Annotated in this window: 14 protein-coding genes; 4 read left to right on the top strand and 10 right to left on the bottom strand. The window is 69.6% G+C overall.

Features of this window, described 5'->3' with window-relative positions; all coding sequences use genetic code 11:
* Nucleotides 1-10: 10 nt before the first annotated feature.
* The 3 genes from AC1DXK_RS03095 to AC1DXK_RS03085 form a co-directional block, all read right to left on the bottom strand.
* Complete coding sequence (locus AC1DXK_RS03095) at nt 11-1,546, bottom strand: efflux transporter outer membrane subunit (RefSeq protein WP_457104241.1); 1,536 nt, start codon at nt 1,544-1,546, stop codon at nt 11-13.
* A 134-nt stretch (nt 1,547-1,680) separates the two neighbouring features.
* Nucleotides 1,681-4,830 (bottom strand): efflux RND transporter permease subunit, encoded by a 3,150-nt coding sequence (locus AC1DXK_RS03090; protein WP_457104193.1) that lies wholly within the window; start codon nt 4,828-4,830, stop codon nt 1,681-1,683.
* A gap of 16 nt (nt 4,831-4,846) precedes the next feature.
* On the bottom strand, nt 4,847-6,169 hold the full coding sequence (locus AC1DXK_RS03085; protein WP_457104192.1) for an efflux RND transporter periplasmic adaptor subunit: 1,323 nt from the start codon (nt 6,167-6,169) through the stop codon (nt 4,847-4,849).
* 295 nt (nt 6,170-6,464) lie between these two features.
* Here AC1DXK_RS03085 and AC1DXK_RS03080 point away from each other — a divergent pair, with 295 nt between their 5' ends.
* The 3 genes from AC1DXK_RS03080 to AC1DXK_RS03070 all read left to right on the top strand — a co-directional run bounded on the left by AC1DXK_RS03080 (nt 6,465) and on the right by AC1DXK_RS03070 (nt 12,229).
* Nucleotides 6,465-7,457: a CobW family GTP-binding protein gene (locus tag AC1DXK_RS03080; protein WP_457104191.1), complete on the top strand. Its 993-nt coding sequence runs from the start codon at nt 6,465-6,467 to the stop codon at nt 7,455-7,457.
* 122 nt (nt 7,458-7,579) lie between these two features.
* Nucleotides 7,580-8,851 (top strand): O-antigen ligase family protein, encoded by a 1,272-nt coding sequence (locus AC1DXK_RS03075; RefSeq protein ID WP_457104190.1) that lies wholly within the window; start codon nt 7,580-7,582, stop codon nt 8,849-8,851.
* 54 nt (nt 8,852-8,905) lie between these two features.
* Nucleotides 8,906-12,229 (top strand): ATP-binding protein, encoded by a 3,324-nt coding sequence (locus tag AC1DXK_RS03070; RefSeq protein WP_457104189.1) that lies wholly within the window; start codon nt 8,906-8,908, stop codon nt 12,227-12,229.
* Nucleotides 12,230-12,275: 46 nt separating this feature from the next.
* On the opposite strand, the gene AC1DXK_RS03065 is transcribed toward AC1DXK_RS03070, so the two are convergent.
* The 4 genes from AC1DXK_RS03065 to maiA all read right to left on the bottom strand — a co-directional run bounded on the left by AC1DXK_RS03065 (nt 12,276) and on the right by maiA (nt 15,048).
* Nucleotides 12,276-12,581, bottom strand: coding sequence for a hypothetical protein (locus tag AC1DXK_RS03065; RefSeq protein WP_457104188.1), 306 nt, complete (start codon nt 12,579-12,581; stop codon nt 12,276-12,278).
* Nucleotides 12,578-12,889 (bottom strand): EthD family reductase, encoded by a 312-nt coding sequence (locus AC1DXK_RS03060; RefSeq protein WP_457104187.1) that lies wholly within the window; start codon nt 12,887-12,889, stop codon nt 12,578-12,580. Before AC1DXK_RS03060 ends, AC1DXK_RS03065 begins: the two co-directional genes overlap by 4 nt.
* Nucleotides 12,890-12,952: 63 nt before the next feature.
* Entirely contained in the window at nt 12,953-14,284 is a 1,332-nt protein-coding gene (locus tag AC1DXK_RS03055; RefSeq protein WP_457104186.1) for an NAD(P)/FAD-dependent oxidoreductase, read from the bottom strand.
* Between the two features lie 116 nt (nt 14,285-14,400).
* Nucleotides 14,401-15,048 (bottom strand): maleylacetoacetate isomerase, encoded by a 648-nt coding sequence (gene maiA, locus AC1DXK_RS03050; protein WP_457104185.1) that lies wholly within the window; start codon nt 15,046-15,048, stop codon nt 14,401-14,403.
* A gap of 138 nt (nt 15,049-15,186) precedes the next feature.
* Here maiA and moaB point away from each other — a divergent pair, with 138 nt between their 5' ends.
* Complete coding sequence (gene moaB, locus AC1DXK_RS03045) at nt 15,187-15,744, top strand: molybdenum cofactor biosynthesis protein B (RefSeq protein WP_457104184.1); 558 nt, start codon at nt 15,187-15,189, stop codon at nt 15,742-15,744.
* Nucleotides 15,745-15,777: 33 nt separating this feature from the next.
* On the opposite strand, the gene AC1DXK_RS03040 is transcribed toward moaB, so the two are convergent.
* The 3 genes from AC1DXK_RS03040 to AC1DXK_RS03030 all read right to left on the bottom strand — a co-directional run bounded on the left by AC1DXK_RS03040 (nt 15,778) and on the right by AC1DXK_RS03030 (nt 18,914).
* Nucleotides 15,778-16,739, bottom strand: a protein-coding gene (locus AC1DXK_RS03040; protein ID WP_477296778.1) for an IS630 family transposase whose coding sequence is annotated in 2 segments (ribosomal slippage) — nt 15,778-16,388 and nt 16,388-16,739 — 963 coding nt in all. Because the reading frame shifts where the segments join, the coding sequence is not laid out codon by codon here.
* Between the two features lie 64 nt (nt 16,740-16,803).
* Entirely contained in the window at nt 16,804-18,252 is a 1,449-nt protein-coding gene (locus tag AC1DXK_RS03035) for an amino acid permease (protein WP_457104182.1), read from the bottom strand.
* A gap of 131 nt (nt 18,253-18,383) precedes the next feature.
* Nucleotides 18,384-18,914, bottom strand: coding sequence for a hypothetical protein (locus AC1DXK_RS03030; protein WP_457104181.1), 531 nt, complete (start codon nt 18,912-18,914; stop codon nt 18,384-18,386).
* Nucleotides 18,915-18,926: the final 12 nt, after the last annotated feature.

Here is an 18,926-nt window from a genome sequence, read left to right as displayed (position 1 = left end):
CGCGAAGCCGTCACAGGAACTTCAGCGGGTCCTTCTCGGGCGGGGGCGGCGCCACGTCGGCGCGGTTCCACCAGCCGCCGCCCAGCGCCACGAACAGCGCCGCCGTGTCGGCGTACTGGGTGGCGCGCGCCGCCGCCGAGGTCACCAGCGCGGAGAGATAGCCCTGCTGGGCGATCAGGACCTGCGAGGAGGTGATCGCCCCGGCCGTGTACTGCTTGCGGATCAGCGCAAGGCTCTGGTTCGTGGCGCTGACCGCCGCGTCGGCCGCGGCCACGGCCTTCGCGTCGGCCTGGAGCGCGCGCAGCGCGTCGGCGACGTTCTGGAAGGCGGTGATCACGGTCGCCTTGTACTGCGCCTGGGCCTGCGTCAGCGATTCCTCAGCGGCGCGCTGGCGCCGGAACAGGGTGCCGGCATCGAAGATCGGGGCCGTCGCCTGCCCGATGATCGTAAAGAACGCCGCCCCCGGATTGGCGACCTGGGCGATCCGCGTGGCGCTGGATCCACCGGTCGCGGTCAGGCTGAACTGCGGCAGCCGGTTGGCCACCGCGACGCCGACACCGGCGCTCGCCTGCTGAACCAGGGCCTCCGCCGCCTTCACGTCGGGGCGCTGCTGCACGAGCCGCGAAGGCAGGCTCACCGGCAGCCTGGTCGGCAGCCGGAGCGCGGAGAGGTCGAAGGTCTCGGGGATCTCGTCCGACGGCAGGCGCCCTGCCAGCGCGGTCAGAAGGTTGCGCTGCTGGGCGAGCTGCTTCTCCAGGGGGGGCAGCAGCTGCTGCGACAGCGCCAGGGCCGCTTGCTGCTGCACCACGTCGGCCCCGGCGATCTGCCCGAGGGAGAGCTGCTTGTTGTAGAGCTGCAGGACCTCGGTCTGCGCCTGGATCACCTTGCGGGTCGCGTCGATCTGCGCCCGGAGCGAAGCCTCCTGGATCGCGGCGGCGACGACGTTGGCCGTGAGGCTGAGATAGGCTGCCTCCAGCTGAAAGCGCTGGTTCTCGGTGGTGGCCTCCAGGGTTTCGATCTGCCGGCGGTTTCCGCCGAACACGTCCGGATTGTAGGAAACCACCGCCTGCGGCGTGGACAGGCTGTAGAGGAACTGGTTCTGGTTGTTGAGGGGCGATTGCAGGTCGAGCCCCGGCGCCAGGGCGCCCTGGATCTGCGGGGTCGCGGTCAGGCTCGGGTAGAGCGTGCCCTTCTGGGCGAGCACGTTCTGCTGCGCCACCCGCAGCGAGGCCTGGGCGGCCTCAAGGTTCGGATTGTTGGCCAACGCCTGCTCGACGAGGCGGTTCAGCGCCTTCGAGTGGAACAGGGTCCACCATTGGCCGGGAATGTCGGCGCCGGAGACGAGGCTCTGATCGGCCGAGCCGCCCTGCCGGGTGCGGATCTTGTCGGCCGCCGAGGGGTTCTGCAGCGGCTCCCGGGTGTAGCGGCCGACCGGCGGATCCTCGGGCGGCACGTAGTTAGGGCCGACCGCGCAGGCCGACAGGGACAGCGAGGCCGCCAGCACAGCGGCTGCCCGTCCGCACCGGTTCGGCGCAAAGCTCACCATACCGCCCTCGAAAACCTGACCCTGGTAGAGCGGGTCGGCGCGCAACCAAGTCAATCCAGCTGTCCCGCGGTTGTGCGCGCGGAGCGGGCGTTGTGGCGGCCCTGCAACGCGCCGGAAGCGTCCCATGAACCGGATCACGCGGCGGCCCGATGCTCGGTGCGCGCCCGTGCGTCCGGGTTCGGCTGGCGCCGGGAGAACAGGGAGATCAGCACCGGGACAACCACCAGGATCAGGTTCGGCGCCAGGATGATGCCGCCGACCACCACGAGAGCCAGCGGCTTCTGCACCTGCGAGCCGATCCCGGTGGAGACGGCGGCCGGCAGAAGGCCGACGCAGGCGGCGACGCAGGTCATCATCACCGGGCGCATCCGCACCACGGCGGCCTGCCAAACCGCCTCCTGGCGCCGCCAGCCCTCCTCGAGGAGCTGGTTGTAGTAGGCGAGCAGGATCACGCCCTCCATGGTCGAGATGCCGAACAGCGCGATGAAGCCGATCGCCGCCGAGATCGAGAAGGGCGTGCCGGTCAGCGCCAGGGCGAAGATGCCGCCGATCATCGCCATCGGGATCACCGACAGGGTCAGCAGCATGTCGGCCACCGAGGAGAAGTTGATGAACAGGAGCAGCGCGATCAGCAGCAGCGTGAGCGGCACGACGAGGCTGAGCCGGGCCGCCGCCTCCTTCAGGTTGGTGAACTGCCCGACCCATTCGAGCCGGTAGCCGGGGGGCAGGTCCACCGCCTCGGCAACCTTCCGCTGCGCCTCGATGACGGCGCTGCCGAGGTCGCGGCCGCGCACCGAGAACTTTACTGGAATGTAGCGCTCCTGGTCCTCGCGGTAGATGAACGAGGCGCCGGAGACGAGGTCGACGTCGGCGATCTCGGAGAGCGGCACCTGGATCACGCCGCCATTCGGATTCTGGGCGCCGACCGCGATGTTGCGGATGCCCGCCAGCGACGAGCGGTACTCCTTGGCGAGCCGCACCCGCATGGGGAAGTGGCGATCCGAGCCGTACTCGTAGAGGTCGCCCGCGGTCTGGCCGCCGATCGCAGCCTGGATCGTGGTGTTCACGTCGCCGATCGACAGGCCGTAGCGCGCGGCCTTGTGGCGGTCGACGTCGATCCGCACCGTCGGCTGGCCCAGCGACTCGAACACCGAGAGGTCGGTGATGCCCTGGACCGAGCCCAAGGCCGCCTTCACGGCGTTGGCGGTCTTGGTGAGCTGGGCGAGGTCGTTGCCGTAGATCTTGACCGAGTTCTCGCCCTTCACGCCGGAGGCGGCCTCCTGGACGTTGTCCTCGATATACTGAGAGAAGTTGAACTCGATGCCGGGGAACTCTGATGCGAGCTGCTTGCTCAGGTTCTGGATCAGCGTGTCCTTGTCGAGCCCCTTCCGCCACTGGTCGATGGGCTTGAGCGGCGCCAGGATCTCGACGTTGAAGAAGCCGGTGGCGTCGGTGCCGTCGTTCGGCCGGCCCTGGTGCGACAGGACGGTGGTGACCTCCGGGACCTCCTGGAAGATCTTGCGCATGCGCTGGACGTAGGCGTTGCCGGCCTCCAGCGAGATCGAGGACGGCATCGTGCCGCGCACGTAGAGGTTGCCTTCCTCGAGCCGCGGCAGGAACTCGAGGCCGAGGTTGCGCGCCACGAGTCCCGAGACGAGCAGGATCGCCAGCATCACGGCGAGCGACAGGATCCGGTTGCGCAGGCCGAAAGCCAGGATGCGCTCGTGGCCGATGCGCAGGAGCCGGACGATCAGGGTGTCGCGCTCCTCCAATTTCTTCGGCAGGATCAGCGCGGAGAGGGCGGGCGAGACCGTGAAGGTCGCGAGCAGGCCGCCGAGCAGCGCGTACGCGTAGGTCTTGGCCATCGGGCCGAAGATGTGGCCCTCGACGCCGGTCATCGTGAACAGCGGCAGGAAGCCGACGATGATGATCGTTGCCGAGAAGAAGATCGCGCGGTTCACCTCGTGGCCGGCGATCGCGATGGTGCCGAGCCGGCCCGTCAGCCCGGCGGGCGGCGCCTCGCCCTTCACGTGGTCGGGCTCGGCGATGTGGCGGAACACGTTCTCGACCATGATCACGGTGGCGTCGACGATCAGGCCGAAATCGATGGCGCCCAGCGACAGGAGGTTCGCCGAATCGCCGCGCACCACCAGGATCAGGATCGCGAAGCCGAGCGCGAACGGGATCGTCGCCGCCACGATGATCGCGCTGGTGAGCGAGCCGAGGAACAGCCACTGCACCACGAAGACCAGAACCACGCCGAAGACGAGGTTGTGCATCACCGTGTGCGTCGTGGTGTGGATCAGGCCCGACCGGTCGTAGATCCGCTCGATCTTCACGTCCGGCGGCAGGACCGTGGAGCTGTTGATCTTGTCGATCTCGGCCTCGACCCGCTCCAGGGTCGGCAGGCTCTTGCCGCCGCGGGACATCAGCACGATGCCCTCCACGATGTCGGGCTGATCGTCGTGACCGACGATGCCGAGCCGCGGCGCGTTCGACACGCGCACCTCCGCCACGTCCCGCACCAGCACCGGGGTGCCGTTGACGAGGCTGATCATCGTGTCCTTGATGTCGTCCATGTCGCGGATCAGGCCGATGCCGCGCACCACTGCCGATTGCTGGCCGACGTTGAGGGTCTGGCCGCCGACGTTGATCGAGGCGTTGTTCAGCGCCGTGGTCAGCTGGACCAGGGTCAGGCCCTGGGCCTGGAGACGGTTCAGGTCGACCGCAACCTCGTACTCCTTGGCCTTTCCGCCGAAGGCCGTGACGTCGACGACGCCGGGGATCGCCTTGAACCGGCGCTGCAGCACCCAGTCCTGCAGGGTCTTCATGTCCATGGGCGAGTAGCCCGCCGGACCGACGAGCTTGTAGCGCATGATCTCGCCCACCGGGCTCGTCGGCGAGATCTGCGGCGTGGCGCCGTTGGGCAGGGTCGGCGCCTGCGACAGGCGGTTGAGCACCCGCTGCAGCGCTTCCTCGTACGTGTACTCGTAGTTGAACTGGACCTTCACGTCGGACAGGCCGAACAGGGAGATCGTCCGGACCACCTGGGCGTTCGGGATGCCGGCGAGCGCCACCTCCAGGGGGATGGTGATGTAGCGCTCGATCTCGTCGGCGGACTGACCCGGGTTCTGGGTGATCACGTCGACGAGGGGCGGGACCGGATCGGGATAGGCCTCGATGTTGAGCTGCGTGTAGGCGCCGTAGCCGATGCCGAGCATCACGACGAACAGCAGCACTACCAGCACGCGCTGGCGCAGGGAGAAGGCGATCAGGGCGTTCATCGGACCGGATCCCCGCTCAGGATGCCTTGTCGCCCGTGGCCGCCCGGTCGATGAACAGGGCGCCCCGGGTGACGACCTGCTCGCCCGCGCGCAGGCCCTGGACGACCTGGGCGTTGTCGCCGTTGATCAGACCGAGCTTGATGTCGCGGGCCTCCACGGCTCCGTCCGGCCGGGCCACCCAGACATGGGTGCGGTCGCCCTCGTACACGATCGCCGCCACCGGCACGCTCGGGCTCGGCTCGCCCTTGCCGGTGATGATCGTGTAGGTGGCGAACATTTCCGGGCGCAGAACCCGGTCCGGGTTGTCGACCTCGCTGCGCACCGCGAGCCGCCGCGTGGCCGGATCGAGGCTGGAGGCCATATAGTTCACCCGGGCCTTGAACACCCGCGCGCCGAAGCCCGCCACCTTCGCCTCGACCTCCTGGCCGATGCGGATCTTGGGGATCTCGCTCTCGCGGACGTTGGCGACGAGCCAGACCGTCGAGAGGTCGCCGATCACGAAGACCGGGTCGCTCGAGGCCGAGAGGTACTGCCCCGTCCCGACCTTGCGCTGCACGATGGTGCCGGCGATCGGCGCCCGGATCTGCGTCTCCGAACTCAGGGTGCCCTTCTTTTCGTAGGCGGCGATCTCGGCGTCGGTCTTGCCCAGCAGACGCAGGCGGTTCTTCACCGCGTCGAGGGCGGCCTCTGCGGTCTTCAGGTCACTCTGGGCGGCGATCACGTCGTTCTGCGCCGACTGGTAGTCCTTGAGCGCCGTGGCATGGGCCTGGAACAGTTCCTGCTGGCGCTGCGCGATGGTCTGGTCGAGCTTCAGCAGGGCCTGCTGCTTCTGGAGATTGTTCAGGGCCGCCTGATAATCGTTCTGCGCCTGGACCATGTCGGTGGCCTCGAGCGTCAGCAGCACGTCGCCGGCCTTTACGTCGTCGCCGGCCCGGACCAGCACCTTCGTCACCCGGCCCGCATAGGGCGAGACCACCGGCACGTTGTCGTCCTCGTTGAGGGCGATCCGTCCCTCGGCGGACCCCTCGGGTCGGAACACCAAATTGGCGACCGGCAGGATCTCGAAGGCGGCGCGCTGCTCCTTGGAGGGCCGGAACACGCGCTCGACCGGGCCGGCCTTCTCCGCGTCGATGCCCGGGTCGGGATTGCCTGCCGCGAACAGCCCGGTCAGCGCGCCGACGAGGTTCGAGGCCGTCTCGCGAACCCGGTCGGGGAACGCGAAGGCGAGACCCGCTGCGGCCGCGAGGATGACGGCGACGACCAGGAACCCAGGCCACCGGCGCTTGCGCGCGGGCACGGTGACGGCCTCGTCCTGGTCCAGCGGATTTCGGGCGTCCATGCGGATGATCTTCTAGGTCCGGGCCAAGAGACCGGGCGGATTGACGAGGGTACGATTCGTGCCGGGACGACGCCTACATCAATGCGAGCGCTGGTGCTTTTCTATGGCGTGCCGCGTGGAAGAGCCCGCGCGGCACGCCGTGCGTAGAGCAAAGCTTGTCAGACAGGCAATCAATCCGGCGCCCCAGTCGCGAAACCGTGTGACCCCGTCTTCCTTTGACGGGATTTGTTACAATATGACAACGCTCCTGGGCTCAGACCCGGCCGACCCCGCCTCAGTCATCGAAGAAGCCGTCATGTCCGACACGAGCAACGCTCCCGCCCCAGCCGCCGGCAAGATCCCGGTCACCGTGCTCACCGGCTACCTCGGCGCTGGCAAGACCACGCTCCTCAACCGGATCCTCACCGAGAATCACGGCAAGCGCTACGCCGTGATCGTCAACGAGTTCGGCGAGATCGGCATCGACAACGACCTCGTCGTCGGCGCCGATGAGGAAGTGTTCGAGATGAACAACGGCTGCGTCTGCTGCACCGTGCGCGGCGACCTGATCCGCATCATGGACGGTCTGGTGAAGCGCCGGGGCAAGTTCGACGCGATCATCGTCGAGACGACCGGCCTCGCCGACCCGGCCCCCGTCGCGCAGACCTTCTTCGTCGACCAGGACGTGGGCGAGGCCGCTCGGCTCGATGCCGTCGTGACGGTGGCCGACGCCAAGTGGTTGTCCGATCGTCTGAAGGATGCCCCCGAGGCCCGCAACCAGATCGCCTTCGCGGACGTGATCCTGCTCAACAAGAGCGACCTCGTCGCGCCGGCCGATCTCGACCGCGTCGAGGCCGAGATCCGCACCATCAACCCGCTCGCCAAGCTGCACCGCACGCAGAACTGCGCGGTCCCCCTCGATGCCGTGCTGGAGCGCAACGCCTTCGACCTCGACCGGATTCTCGACGTGGAGCCCGACTTCTTGGAGGAGGGGCACCACCACCATCACGATTCCGACATCAAGTCGATCTCGGCGAAGATCGATGGCGAAGTCGATCCGGAAAAGTTCATGCCCTGGATCTCCAACCTCACCCAAGTCCAGGGGCCGGACATCCTGCGCTGCAAGGGGATCGTGGCCTTCCCGAACGAGCCGAAGCGCTTCGTCTTCCAGGGCGTGCACATGATCCTCGACGGCGACGTCCAGGGCGACTGGCGGGCGGACGAGCCGCGGGTCTCGCGGGTGGTGTTCATCGGTCGCAACCTCGATCCGGTGGCGATCAGGGAGGAATTCGAGGCCTGCCGGGCCTGACCGCCCGGGCCGGCGCCGCGGCCGAAACACCGCGCCCGCCGCCGCGAAGGCGATTCTCAACCATTGGATGGCATCACGGGGCGTGCGGGCCAGCGTAACCGGCCCGTGGAGCCCGCGTATCCATGGCCCATACCGCTGCGCCCGCAGCCCCGGCCCCGTCCGGGTTCGCGGGCGGATTGCCGCTCATCAGAGCCGTCGAGGGGCTGGCCAAAGCGCTGTTCGCGGCGTTCATCTTCTTCGCCTGCTTCGCCTTCTCCGAGACCTCCCCCTACGACGCGGTGGCGATCCCCACGATCCTGCTCTGGCTCTGCCTCGGCGTGCGGCTGCACCGGGGGGCGCTACCGCTCGTCGTTCTTCTCCTGCTCTACCTCACGGCGATCGTCACGGCCCTGCTGCCCTACCTGAACGAGGAGTTCCCGGTCACCTGGACGGTGCAGCTGCTTTACCTCTCGCTCACCTGCATCTTCTTCGCGATGTTCTTCGCGGACGACACGCAGGCCCGGATGGAGCTGGCGCTCAAGGCCTACACGGCGAGCTGCGTGTTCTCGGCGGCGCTGGGCATCGTCGGCTACCTGCAATGGCTGGGGATCGAGGACCTGTTCTACAAGTACGACCGGGCATCGGGCACCTTCCAGGACCCGAACGTGTTCGGCTCGTTCCTGACGCTCGGCGCCCTCTACCTGATGCACGGCCTGCTCACCGGTTCGGCCAGGCGGCCGCTGGTGTCCCTTGTCGGCCTGCTGATCATCGTGGCCGGCATCTTCCTGTCGTTCTCGCGCGGCTCGTGGGGCGGGAGCGTCGTCGCGGTGCTGTTGATGGTCGGATCCGTCTATGCCGGCAGCGCGTCGCCGCGCCTGCGCCGCCGCATCGTGCTCCTGACCCTCGCGACGGTCGTCCTGGGCACCGTCGCGGTGATCGGGCTGCTCTCGGTCGATCACGTGCACAAGATGTTCGAGACCCGAGCGGCCCTGACCCAGGATTACGATCAGGGCGAGACCGGCCGGTTCGGCAACCAGATCCGCGGCTTCGCCATGCTGCTGGAGCGGCCGTTCGGAATGGGGCCGATGCACTGGCGCCTGACCTTCGGGCTCGAGCCGCACAATTCCTATATCGGCTCCTTCGCCAACGGCGGCTGGCTCGGGGGCGCGGTGTTCATCGGCCTCGTCGTGACCACCGGACTCGTCGGGTTCCGGCTCCTGGCGCGGCCGTCGCCGGTCCGGGCGCACGCCCAGATCGTCTGGCCGGCGCTGCTGATGTTCTTCCTGCAGGCCTTTCAGATCGATATCGAGAAGTGGCGCCATGTCTACATGATGCTGGGCATGGTCTGGGCGCTCGAGGCCGCGCGGCTGCGCGCGGGCACGCCGCAGGCGGGCGCGCTTGAAACGGGGCGCTAGGCGCGGCATCGCTCGGCTCCGGCCGATCCGCCGGTCCGCGCCGGGAGTCCGTCCGTGAACACACAGCTGGACCCTGAAGGCGAGCGGCTCGCGGCCCTCGAGGCCCTCGCGATCGTCGGCACGCCGTCAGAGCCGCATTTCGAGGCCGTCTGCCGAACCGCCCGCCGCCTGTTCGGTGTGCGCAGCGCGTTCGTGGCCTTCCTCGGGGACACGGAGCAGTGGCTGAAGACACCCTGCGCGGACGTCCCGACCACGGTACGGCGGGACCAGAGCTTCTGCCAGCACACGATCCGCGGCGACGCGCTGCTCGTCGTGCCGGATGCCCGGCTCGATCCGCGCTTTCGCGACCTGCCCGTCGCCGCCGCCCCGGGCGGGATCCGGTTCTACGCGGGCATCCCGCTGAGCCTCCAACCCGGCCTGCGTATCGGCACCTTCTGTCTCGCCGACCCGGAGCCCCGGGAAGGCCTTTCGCCCGCGGAAGCGGCCGCCTTCCACGACCTCGCCGAGATCGTCGTGGCGCATCTGAGGCTGACGGAGGCCAATGTCAGGCGCGACCGCGAGATCGCGCAGGCCGCGATCCGTGAGGCGGTGATCCGCGAGCAGCATCGCGAGATCAACGCGCGGGCGCGCGCCCAGGAGGCGGCCAACCATCAGCTCCAGATGGCCGAGCAGCTCGCCAGCGTCGGAAACTGGCGCGTCGAGCTCGCGGACGGCCAGCCCCTCTGGTCGGCCAGCCTCTACGCCATCGCCGGCCGGGACCCCGCGATGCCGGCACCGCGCCTCGACGCCTTCTCGCAGATCTACCATCCCGACGACCGCGCGCGGCTCGAGGCGATCGTCACCGACGCCATCGCCCGCAGGGCGCCGTTCGATTTCGAGGCGCGGCTGCTCCGGCCCGACGGCGAGCTGCGCGACGTGGTCGTCCGCGGCATGTGCCGGGGGGAGGGCCAGAGCGCCGGCCTCGTCGGTGTGCTCATCGACGTGACCGAGCGCCGGCGGGCCGAGGACGAGGTCCGCCGCAGCGAGTTGCGCTATCGCGGCCTCGCCGAGGCGCTGCCGCTCCTGGTCTGGACCATGCGGGTCGGGGACGGGCGGGCGACCTACGCTAACGCGCAGTTCCAGTCCTATTACGGCCCGATCGGACCGGAGCGCGCGGAGCGCGTCGGGCGGAACCATCCGGAGGATGCCGCCGCCATGGAGGTGGCCTGGACCCGGGCCGTCGAGAGCGGGACAGCCTTCAGCGGCCAGTGGCGGATCCGGCGTCACGATGGCGTCTACCGGTGGCACACGCTCTCGCTGATCCCGATCCGCCTCGATCCGGCGAACGGCGCGGTGGCGGAGTGGCTCGGGACGGCGCTCGATGTCGACGACATCATCACGGCCCGCCTCGCCGTCGAGGAGGCCCGAGGCCTTCTGGGAATTGCCCTGGATGCCGCGGAGGCCGGCGCCTGGGACTGGGACATGCGCACCGGGCTCGCTACCCTGAGCCCGGAGAGCGCCCGGATGCATGGGCTGCCGGAGACCGGCGAGCCGCATACGATGACGGCCTCCGCGTGGACGAGCCTGATCCATCCCGACGATGTCACCGATGTCTGGAACGAGATCCGCCGCGCGGTCGAATCCGGCACGCCCTACGCGGCGGAGTTCCGGGTCGGGAACCGCTGGCTCTACGCGCGCGGGCGCACGCTCTGCGGCGCAGGCGGGCATCCGCAGCGGATGGTCGGCCTCCACCTCGACATCACCGAGCGCAAGGCGGTCGAGGCCGCCCTGCGCACCGCCACGCGGGACGCCGAGGCGGCCCGCACCGAGGCGGAGCGCGCAAGCGCGGCCAAGAGCGAGTTCCTGGCCGCCATGAGCCACGAGATCCGCACGCCGCTCAACGGCATTCTTGGCTACGCCGACCTGCTCCTCGATGGTTCCACGATCCAGAACGAGGACCGCCGCCGCTTGGAGCTGATCCAGAGTTCCGGCGCGGCGCTGCTCACCGTCGTCAACGACATCCTCGACTTCTCGAAGATCGAGGCGGGCGAACTGACCCTCGACCCGGTGCCCTTCCCGCTGATCTCGATCGTCGACGGCACGGTGTCGATCGTGCGCGGCAGCGCGCTCCGCAGCAGCCTCGCCATCGAGGCCCGGATCGATCCGGCCCTGCCGGCCTTCGTGGTCGGCGATCCGGGACGCCTGCGGCAGGTACTGCTCAACCTCTTGAACAACGCCGTGAAGTTCACCCCGGAGGGCTCCGTCACGGTGATCGTGGAGCGGGAGGGCGCGGGCCGCGCCCCGGACGGCCGCCCGGGCGACGCGGTGCGATTCGCCGTGACCGATACCGGGATCGGCATCGCGCCCGCGCAGCAGGACCGGCTGTTCAAGCGTTTCAGCCAGGTCGACGGGTCGATCAGCCGACGCTTCGGCGGGACGGGCCTGGGCCTGGCGATCTCCCGGCATCTCGTGACGCTCATGGGCGGCGAGATCGGCGTCGAGAGCCGCGAGGGGGAGGGTTCGACCTTCTGGTTCCGTCTGGTCCTGCCCCGCGGTGAACAGGGGATCGAGCCGGGCGCGGGTTCGACGCTGCTGCGGCCGCTGCCCGCGACCGTCCCGGCCTCCGGGGCCGGTCCGGGCGTGCCGCTGCGGCTGCTCCTCGTCGAGGATGTGCCGCTCAATCAGGAACTCGCCTGCGCGGTGCTGGAGTCGCAGGGCTACACGGTGGACGTGGCCGGGGACGGGGCCGAGGCGATCACGGCGGTCGGGTCGTCCGTGGCGTCGGGCCAGGGCTACAATCTCGTGCTGATGGACGTTCAGATGCCCCGCGTCGACGGGCTCACGGCCACCCGCCGGATCCGCGCGCTGGCGCCTCCGGCCTGCGACATCCCGATCGTGGCCATGACCGCCAACATCCTGCCCGAACAGATCGACGAGCTGCGCGCGGCCGGGATGGACGACTATGTCGGCAAGCCGTTCCGCCGGGCCGATCTGTTCGCCACGATCAGCCGCTGGACGACCCCCGGGGCGCGCCGAGCGTCGGGGACCGACGAGCCGCGTCGCGTGCCCGAGGTGGATTCCACCGTCCTCGACGCCGCGGTGCTGTCCGAGATGGAGGCGAGCTTCGGCTCGGACCGGGTGGGGGCGCTGCTCGATCTGCTGGCCAACGAGCTGTCCGAGCGGTTCCGGCCGAGCGAGACCGACCGCCTCCAGATCGCCCACGACGCGCACGCTCTGGTGGCGGCCGCCGGGCTGCTCGGCTTCGTCGGCCTGTCGAGCCTCTGCCGCGAGGTCGAGGCCGCCGCCCATGCGGGCGCCGATCTGATGCCGCTGATCCGGCGCCTGGAGATCCAGCGGGCGACGGCGCTCCGGGCCATCCGGCAGCTGCGCGCAGCCTGAACCGATGCGACGCCCCGAGGGGCGCCGCATCGCGCTCGGTGGAATCCTACGCGTCGTCCCCGTCGGGCAGCGGGTCGGCGGTCCAGGTCGTCGCGAAGGCGGCGAGTTCCCGCGCGTCGGCGAAGGCCGCCACGGTGACCTCGCGCTCGGCCGGCGCCGCACCGGGGTAGGGCGCGAGCAGGATCCGCACCCGGGCCAGCCGGCCGCTGGGCGCCCGGTCGGCGATCCAGGCCTCCGCCTCCGGCGTGAAGCGCTCCGGGCCGTCGAGAGCGCGGGCATCGCTGCGCAGCACGACCACGTAGGTGCCGAGGCTGCGATCGGCCTCCTGAACCGCCTTGACGATGTCGATCACGGGTTTTCCGCGAAATCGTTGATCTGGACCTGGGCCTGCGCCGCGGTGAAGTTCGGGATGTCGGCGAAGATCTCTTCGCCGTGGGCGGCCGCGGCCTTCTTGAACGCGTCGACCGATTCGAAGGTCAGCAGCGCCATCACCTGGAACGGCGCCGGGCCGCCGTCCGGCGTGCCGGCGCCCTTGACGACCTTCGCGTCGTGGAGGCCGAGGGACGACCAGCGCTCGCGCACCAGCGGCATGTGGTGTCCGAGATAGTAGCCCATGTCGAAGCTCGGGCCGGCCGGATACATCACGCTTACCAGGATCATGGGGGTTCCTTCCCGTGTCGCGCCCGGTCCGCCCGGGCGCCGTTTCGGTTCGTATCGCGACGGTCAGTGCAGCTTGACCCGCGGCTCGGTGCGACGGGTGAGGGCGCGCGCCAGGGTATCGAGGACCGTCTTGGCGGTCCCGTGGAGCGCCCGCTCGTGCATCTTGTAGAGCGAGCGGTACATCATCCGGGCGAACAGGCCGGCGATCAGCATGTTCTTGCCGCGCACGAAGCCCATCAGGCTGCCCACGGTCGAGTACTCGCCGAGGGAGACCAGCGAGCCGAAATCCTTGTACTTGAACGGCTTCAGGGGCTTGCCGTCGATCTTGGCCTGAATCTGGCCGATGAGGTGGCTCGCCTGCTGGTGCGCCGCCTGGGCGCGGGGCGGCACCGGCGTGTCGGAGCCGGCCTCCACCAGGTAGGCGCAGTCGCCGACGGCGAAGATGTCGGGGTCGCGGGTCGTCTGGAGCGTCGGGGTCACCACGAGCTGGTTGGTCCGCGTCGTCTCCAGGCCGCCGATGCCCTGGAGGAACGGGGGGGCCTTAACGCCCGCCGCCCAGACCACCAGCTCCGACGGAATGAAGGTCCCGTCGGCGAGCTGCACGCCGTCGGCCCGCACCTCCGTCACCCGCGCCTTCACCCGGACGTCGACGCCGATCTTGTGCAGCAGCTGCATCACCTCGGCCGAGAGGCGCTGCGGCACCGCCGGCAGGATCCGGTCGGCGGCCTCGACCAGGGTGATGCGGATGTCCTTGCCCGGGTCGATCCTGTCGAGGCCGGTGGAGACCACGTGGCGCAGGGTCCGGTGCAGCTCGGCGGCGAGTTCGGTCCCGGTGGCGCCCGCGCCGATCACCGTGACGTGGAGCTGGCCGGGGCGGACCGGGCCGGCCTGCGTGTGCGCCCGCAGCGACGCGTTCACGAGGCGCTGGTGGAAGCGCACCGCCTGGTCCTGGGTGTCGAGGGCGATGGCGTGCTCGGCCACGCCCGGGGTGCCGAAATCGTTGGTGGTGGAGCCCACGGCCATCACCAGAGTGTCGTACGGGACGGAGCGCTCCGGCGTCACCTCCCGCCCTTCCGAGTCGTGGCTCGCCGCGAGCTGGATGGTGCGCGCCTGCCGGTCGAGCCCGGTCATGCGCCCGATCCGGTAGCGGAAGCCGTGCATGTGGGCGTGGTGCAGGTAGTCGACCGCGTGGTGGCCGACATCGAGGCTGCCGGCCGCCACCTCGTGGAGCAGCGGCTTCCAGATATGCGTCCGAGCCCGGTCCACGAGGGTGATGTGCGCGCGCTTGCCGCGCCCGAGCTTGTCGCCGAGCTTCGTCACCAGCTGGAGCCCCGCGGCGCCGCCGCCGACCACGACGACGCGATGCAGGCCGGACTCGTTCTCGACGGATGCCATCGACACTCTTTCTTCCCCCGGACCGGGATTCAACGCCGGCCTGCTTACACCCCTTGGGTTGCCGATTTCCACATCCGCCTCATGCGGCCCGCGTCACGAACGCGCGTTCGCCCCCATCACGCCGACGGGGCGCCCGGCTGGCGCAACGGGTGAGCCTCCGCGACAGCGGGGAGCGCGAGGCAGGCCTCGGCGATCCGCGCCACCGTCGGGTAGGCCGCCGTCTCGATGCCGAAGATTCCGGTCCCGACCCACAGGCTGACCAGGCAGAGGTCGGCATGGCTCACCGAATCACCCTGGCAGAAACGGCCGGTCCCGGCCTCGGTGCCGAGCCGCGTCTCCAGGGTCCGCAGGCCGGTCTCGAAGGCGTTGCGCAGGAAATCCAGCATTCGCTCCCGGGGCAGGCCGTAATGCTCCATCAGGAACGTGCGCACCCGGGGCACGTAGAGCGGATGGGTGTCGCAGGCGACGACCTGCGCCAGGGAGCGGGCCCGCGCCCGCGCCCGGGGTTCCTCGGGCAGGAGCCGTACGCCGTCCCGCGTCTCCTCCAGGTAGTCGAGGATCGCCAGCGACTGGGTGAGGGGCGGGCCGTCGCCGTCGAACAGCGCCGGCACCGCGCCCTGGGGGTTGATCGACCGGAATTCCGCCTTGTGCTGGTCGCCCGCGTCGAGGTCGATGAAGGTCTCCTCGTAGGCGATGCCCTTCATCTTCAGGGCGATCCGCACCCGGAAGGCGGCGGCCGACCGCCAGTTGCCGTACATGTGCATGTCTGTGGGGTCTCCGACCGGGCCTGGGGAGCACAGCCGACTTTGCGCCGGGCCGCAAGGGGCGGACCGGGACGGACGGGGGCGACAACGGGATCGGGCCGGCCCATATCGGGCGCCTGTGTCCGGAGATTTCCCAAGATGGCCGATCAGTCCGAGGCTCGCCGCTTCATCCCCCTGAACATCGCGGTGCTCACCGTCTCCGATACGCGCCGGCCGGAGGACGACCGCTCCGGCGATACGCTGAGTCAGCGCCTCGCTGAGGCGGGCCACCGGCTGGCCGACCGGGCCATCGTGCCGGACGAGATCCCGGCGATCCGGAGCCGGGTCGAGGCCTGGCTGCGCGACCCGGGGGTCGACGTGGTGATCACCACCGGAGGCACCGGCTTCACCGGCCGCGACGTGACACCGGAAGCCCTGGAGCCGTTGTTCGAAAAGCGGATGGACGGCTTCTCGGCGGTGTTCCACCGGATCTCCTACGACAAGATCGGCACCTCGACCCTGCAGTCCCGCGCCACCGCGGGAGTCGCGCGGGCGACCTACGTCTTCGTCCTGCCGGGCTCACCGGGCGCCTGCCGGGATGCCTGGGACGGGATCCTGGCCCAGCAGCTCGACTACCGGCACCGCCCCTGCAACTTCGTGGAGATCATGCCGCGGCTCGACGAGCACCTGCGGCGCGGGTCGAGCATCGCGGTTTGAGAGGCACCGGATGGCGCCTAGAGCCGTTCCCACCTATGTTGCGACGGCCAAGTCGTCTTCGTATCCGGCTGCGGTGAGGCAGTTGCGGCACTCGTCTGGGGTGAAGCGTGTGAAGGTTTCGCGGATGGCGACCCAGAGGTCGGGCACGGTGCGAGCGGTTGCGCTGCGCAGCAGGTGCTTCAGCTTGGCGAAGATCTGCTCGATGGGATTGAACTCGGGACTGTAGGCCGGCAGGTACAAGACCCGCGCGCCCACTGCCGCGATGGCCTCGCGCACGCCGGCGACCTTGTGGGCTTGCAGGTTGTCGAGGATCACGGTGTCGCCGGCTCGCAGAACTGGGACGAGGCGGTCGGCGACGTAGGTGCGGAAGCGCGCGCCGTTGGTGGCGTCGTCGATGAGGCTGAGTGCGCACAGGCCGATTGTGCGCAGGGCGGCGGTGACGGTGGTGGTCTTGTAGTGGCCCTGCGGCACGAGGAGCCGGCATCGGGACCCGCGCGGGGCGCGACCGTAGCGGCGGGCCATGTTGGTGGCGGCTGCGGTCTCGTCGAGGAAGACGAGGGTGTCAGGATCGAGGTCGGGCATGGCCTCGAACCAGGCTTGGCGGGCCGCCTTCACGTCCGGCCGTTCCTGCTCAGCCGCGTAGACAGCCCCTTTTTACGGGTGATGTCGTGCCGGGCGAAGAACCGCGACAGCCCGCTCGTGCTGGTCTGCACACCCTGGGCGGCCAGGGCGTCACGCAACTCGCGCAGGAAGAACTCGGGCCGGGCTTCGTAGGTGGAGAGGATCTGATCGGCCTGCGCCTCAAGGGCCGGGAGACGGTTGTCGCCCCGCGTCGGCTTGGGCGCGACGTGGCCGTCCTGCGCGAACCGCGCCGACCACCGGCTGGCACTCGACACGCTCACACCGAACCGGGCTGCCGCCCGATGGAAAGAGGCGCCCTCGGCCACGGCCGCCACGACGCGCTCGCGCAGATCGACAGACAACGGTGAAGGCATCGCTGGCTCCTTCACCACTCAACGCCGCAATCGCTAACCCGTCGCAACGCCCGCGGGAACGGCTCTAGGCGGCATTCCCCTCCTTGCGGCGCAGCACCGAGTGCTTGCGGCCGTAGAAGAAGTAGACGACGAGCCCCATCGCCATCCAGATCACCAGGCGCAGCCACGTGTCGAGGGGCAGGCCGATCATCAGGAGCAGGCAGAACAGGATCCCGAGGATCGGCACGATCGGCACGGCGGGCGCCCGGAACGGTCGCTTCATGTGGCGGTCCGTGCGGCGCAGGTAGATCACCGAGCCGCAGACCAGGATGAAGGCGGCGAGCGTCCCGATGCTCACCATCTCGCCCAGGATGTTGATCGGCACCAGGGCCGCCACGCAGGCCACCAGAGCCCCGATGAGCATCTGGCTGCGATAGGGTGTCTGGTAGGTCGGGTGGACGTGGGAGAACATCTTCGGCAGCAGGCCGTCCTGGGCCATGGTGAAGAAGATCCGGCTCTGGCCGTAGAGCAGGACGAGGATCACCGTGGTCAGGCCGGTCAGCGCTCCGAGCTTGATCAGTAGGGCGAACCAGCCGATGCCGATCACGTCGACGCCCTTGGCGATCGGGTCGGGGACGTTGAGGTCCTTGTAGGGAACGAGCCCGGTCAGGACGGCGGCGACCAGAACGTACAGGATCGTGCACACGGCGAGGGAGCCGAGGATGCCGATGGGCATATCCTTCTGGGGCTTGCGCGCTTCCTGGGCGGCCGTCGAGACCGCGTCGAAGCCGATGAAGGCGAAGAACACCACGCCCGCGCCGCGCAGGATGCCGCTGTAGCCGTAATGCCCGAAGGTGCCGTCGTTCGGCGGGATCAGGGGGCTCCAGTGCGCCGTGTCGACATGCCCCCAGCCGAGCGCGATGAAGGCCACCACCACGGTGAGCTTCACCGCGACCATGATGTTGTTGAAGCGGGCCGATTCCTTGGTCCCGCGCACCAGCAGGAGCGTGATCAGCGCCACGACCAGCACGGCCGGCAGGTTGAACAGGGCGGTCCCGCCGCTGTCGATCGGCGTCCCGGGCGCATGCGCGAACTGGGCCGGGATCACGATCCCGACATCCTTCAGGATGCTCGTGACGTAGCCCGACCAGCCCACCGCCACGGTGGCGGCGCCCATGGCGTATTCCAGGATCAGGTCCCAGCCGATCAGCCAGGCGAAGAACTCGCCGAGCGTCGCATAGGTGTAGGTGTAGCTCGACCCGGCGACCGGGATCAGTGCCGCCATCTCGGAGTAGCACAGGCCGACGAAGGCGCAGGCGATGCCGCCGAGCACGAAGGAGAGCATGATCCCCGGCCCGGCATACTGGGCCGCGGCCGTGCCGGTGAGGACGAAGATGCCGGCGCCGATGATCGCGCCGATGCCCATCGCGGTGATCGACAGGGCGCCCAAGGATTTCGAGAGCTGCTGCTCGCCCTCGCCGCTTTCCAGGATGTCGTCGACCGATTTGCGCCCCATCAGGCCCGACGAATCCATTGCACCATCCTTCCAGGGCGGGAGCCGGCCGGCACTCTCCCGCGGATGGAGAGACGGCAAATCTTCTTACCCGAGAGGTTGTAGAGGAGGATCGACGGACAACAACGAGGCGCAGAGCAAGATTCTGTCGATCAGGCCCGTTCGATCCGCGCGATCAGCGGCCTCACCTTGAGACGCGGCGCGAACACGGCCGCGGTCCTCAGCACGTCCCGGCGCACGACGTCCCCGGCCCGGGCCTGCCGGGCGCCCGCCAGAGCCTCCACCCGGTTCCGGACGGTCCCGAGCCAGCCAGCGGCTGGGCGATGCAGGCGGCCGAGCCCGGTCTCCGGACGAGCCGTCCCGACGAAGCGGTCGAGGGTGCGGATCCAGCCCTCGGCCGGAACGTCGCCGGCCTCCAGGCACAGAACCCAGTCCCGCCGGGCCGCGGCGGCGCCGACGGCGTAGGGATTGCCGCTCCCCTGGAGCACCAGCGTCGCGCCGGTGGCCTCCGCGACGGCCGCGACGGCCTCGCTCGCGCGGCCCGACACGATCACCGCGTCGCCCACGAGGCCGCCCGCTACGCCGGACACGAGCACGCTGAGCGTGTCGGCCAGACGATCGATCGCGTCCGGATCGGCTGGGTCGGCCAGATAGGTCACCGCGGAGAGCATGTGCGCGCCCATAGACGATTCTGC

The organism is Methylobacterium sp. P3_A11 (assembly GCF_056403155.1).
The sequence above is the reverse complement of the archived record's forward strand: the minus strand, read 5'-3'. Positions and strand labels throughout refer to the sequence as shown.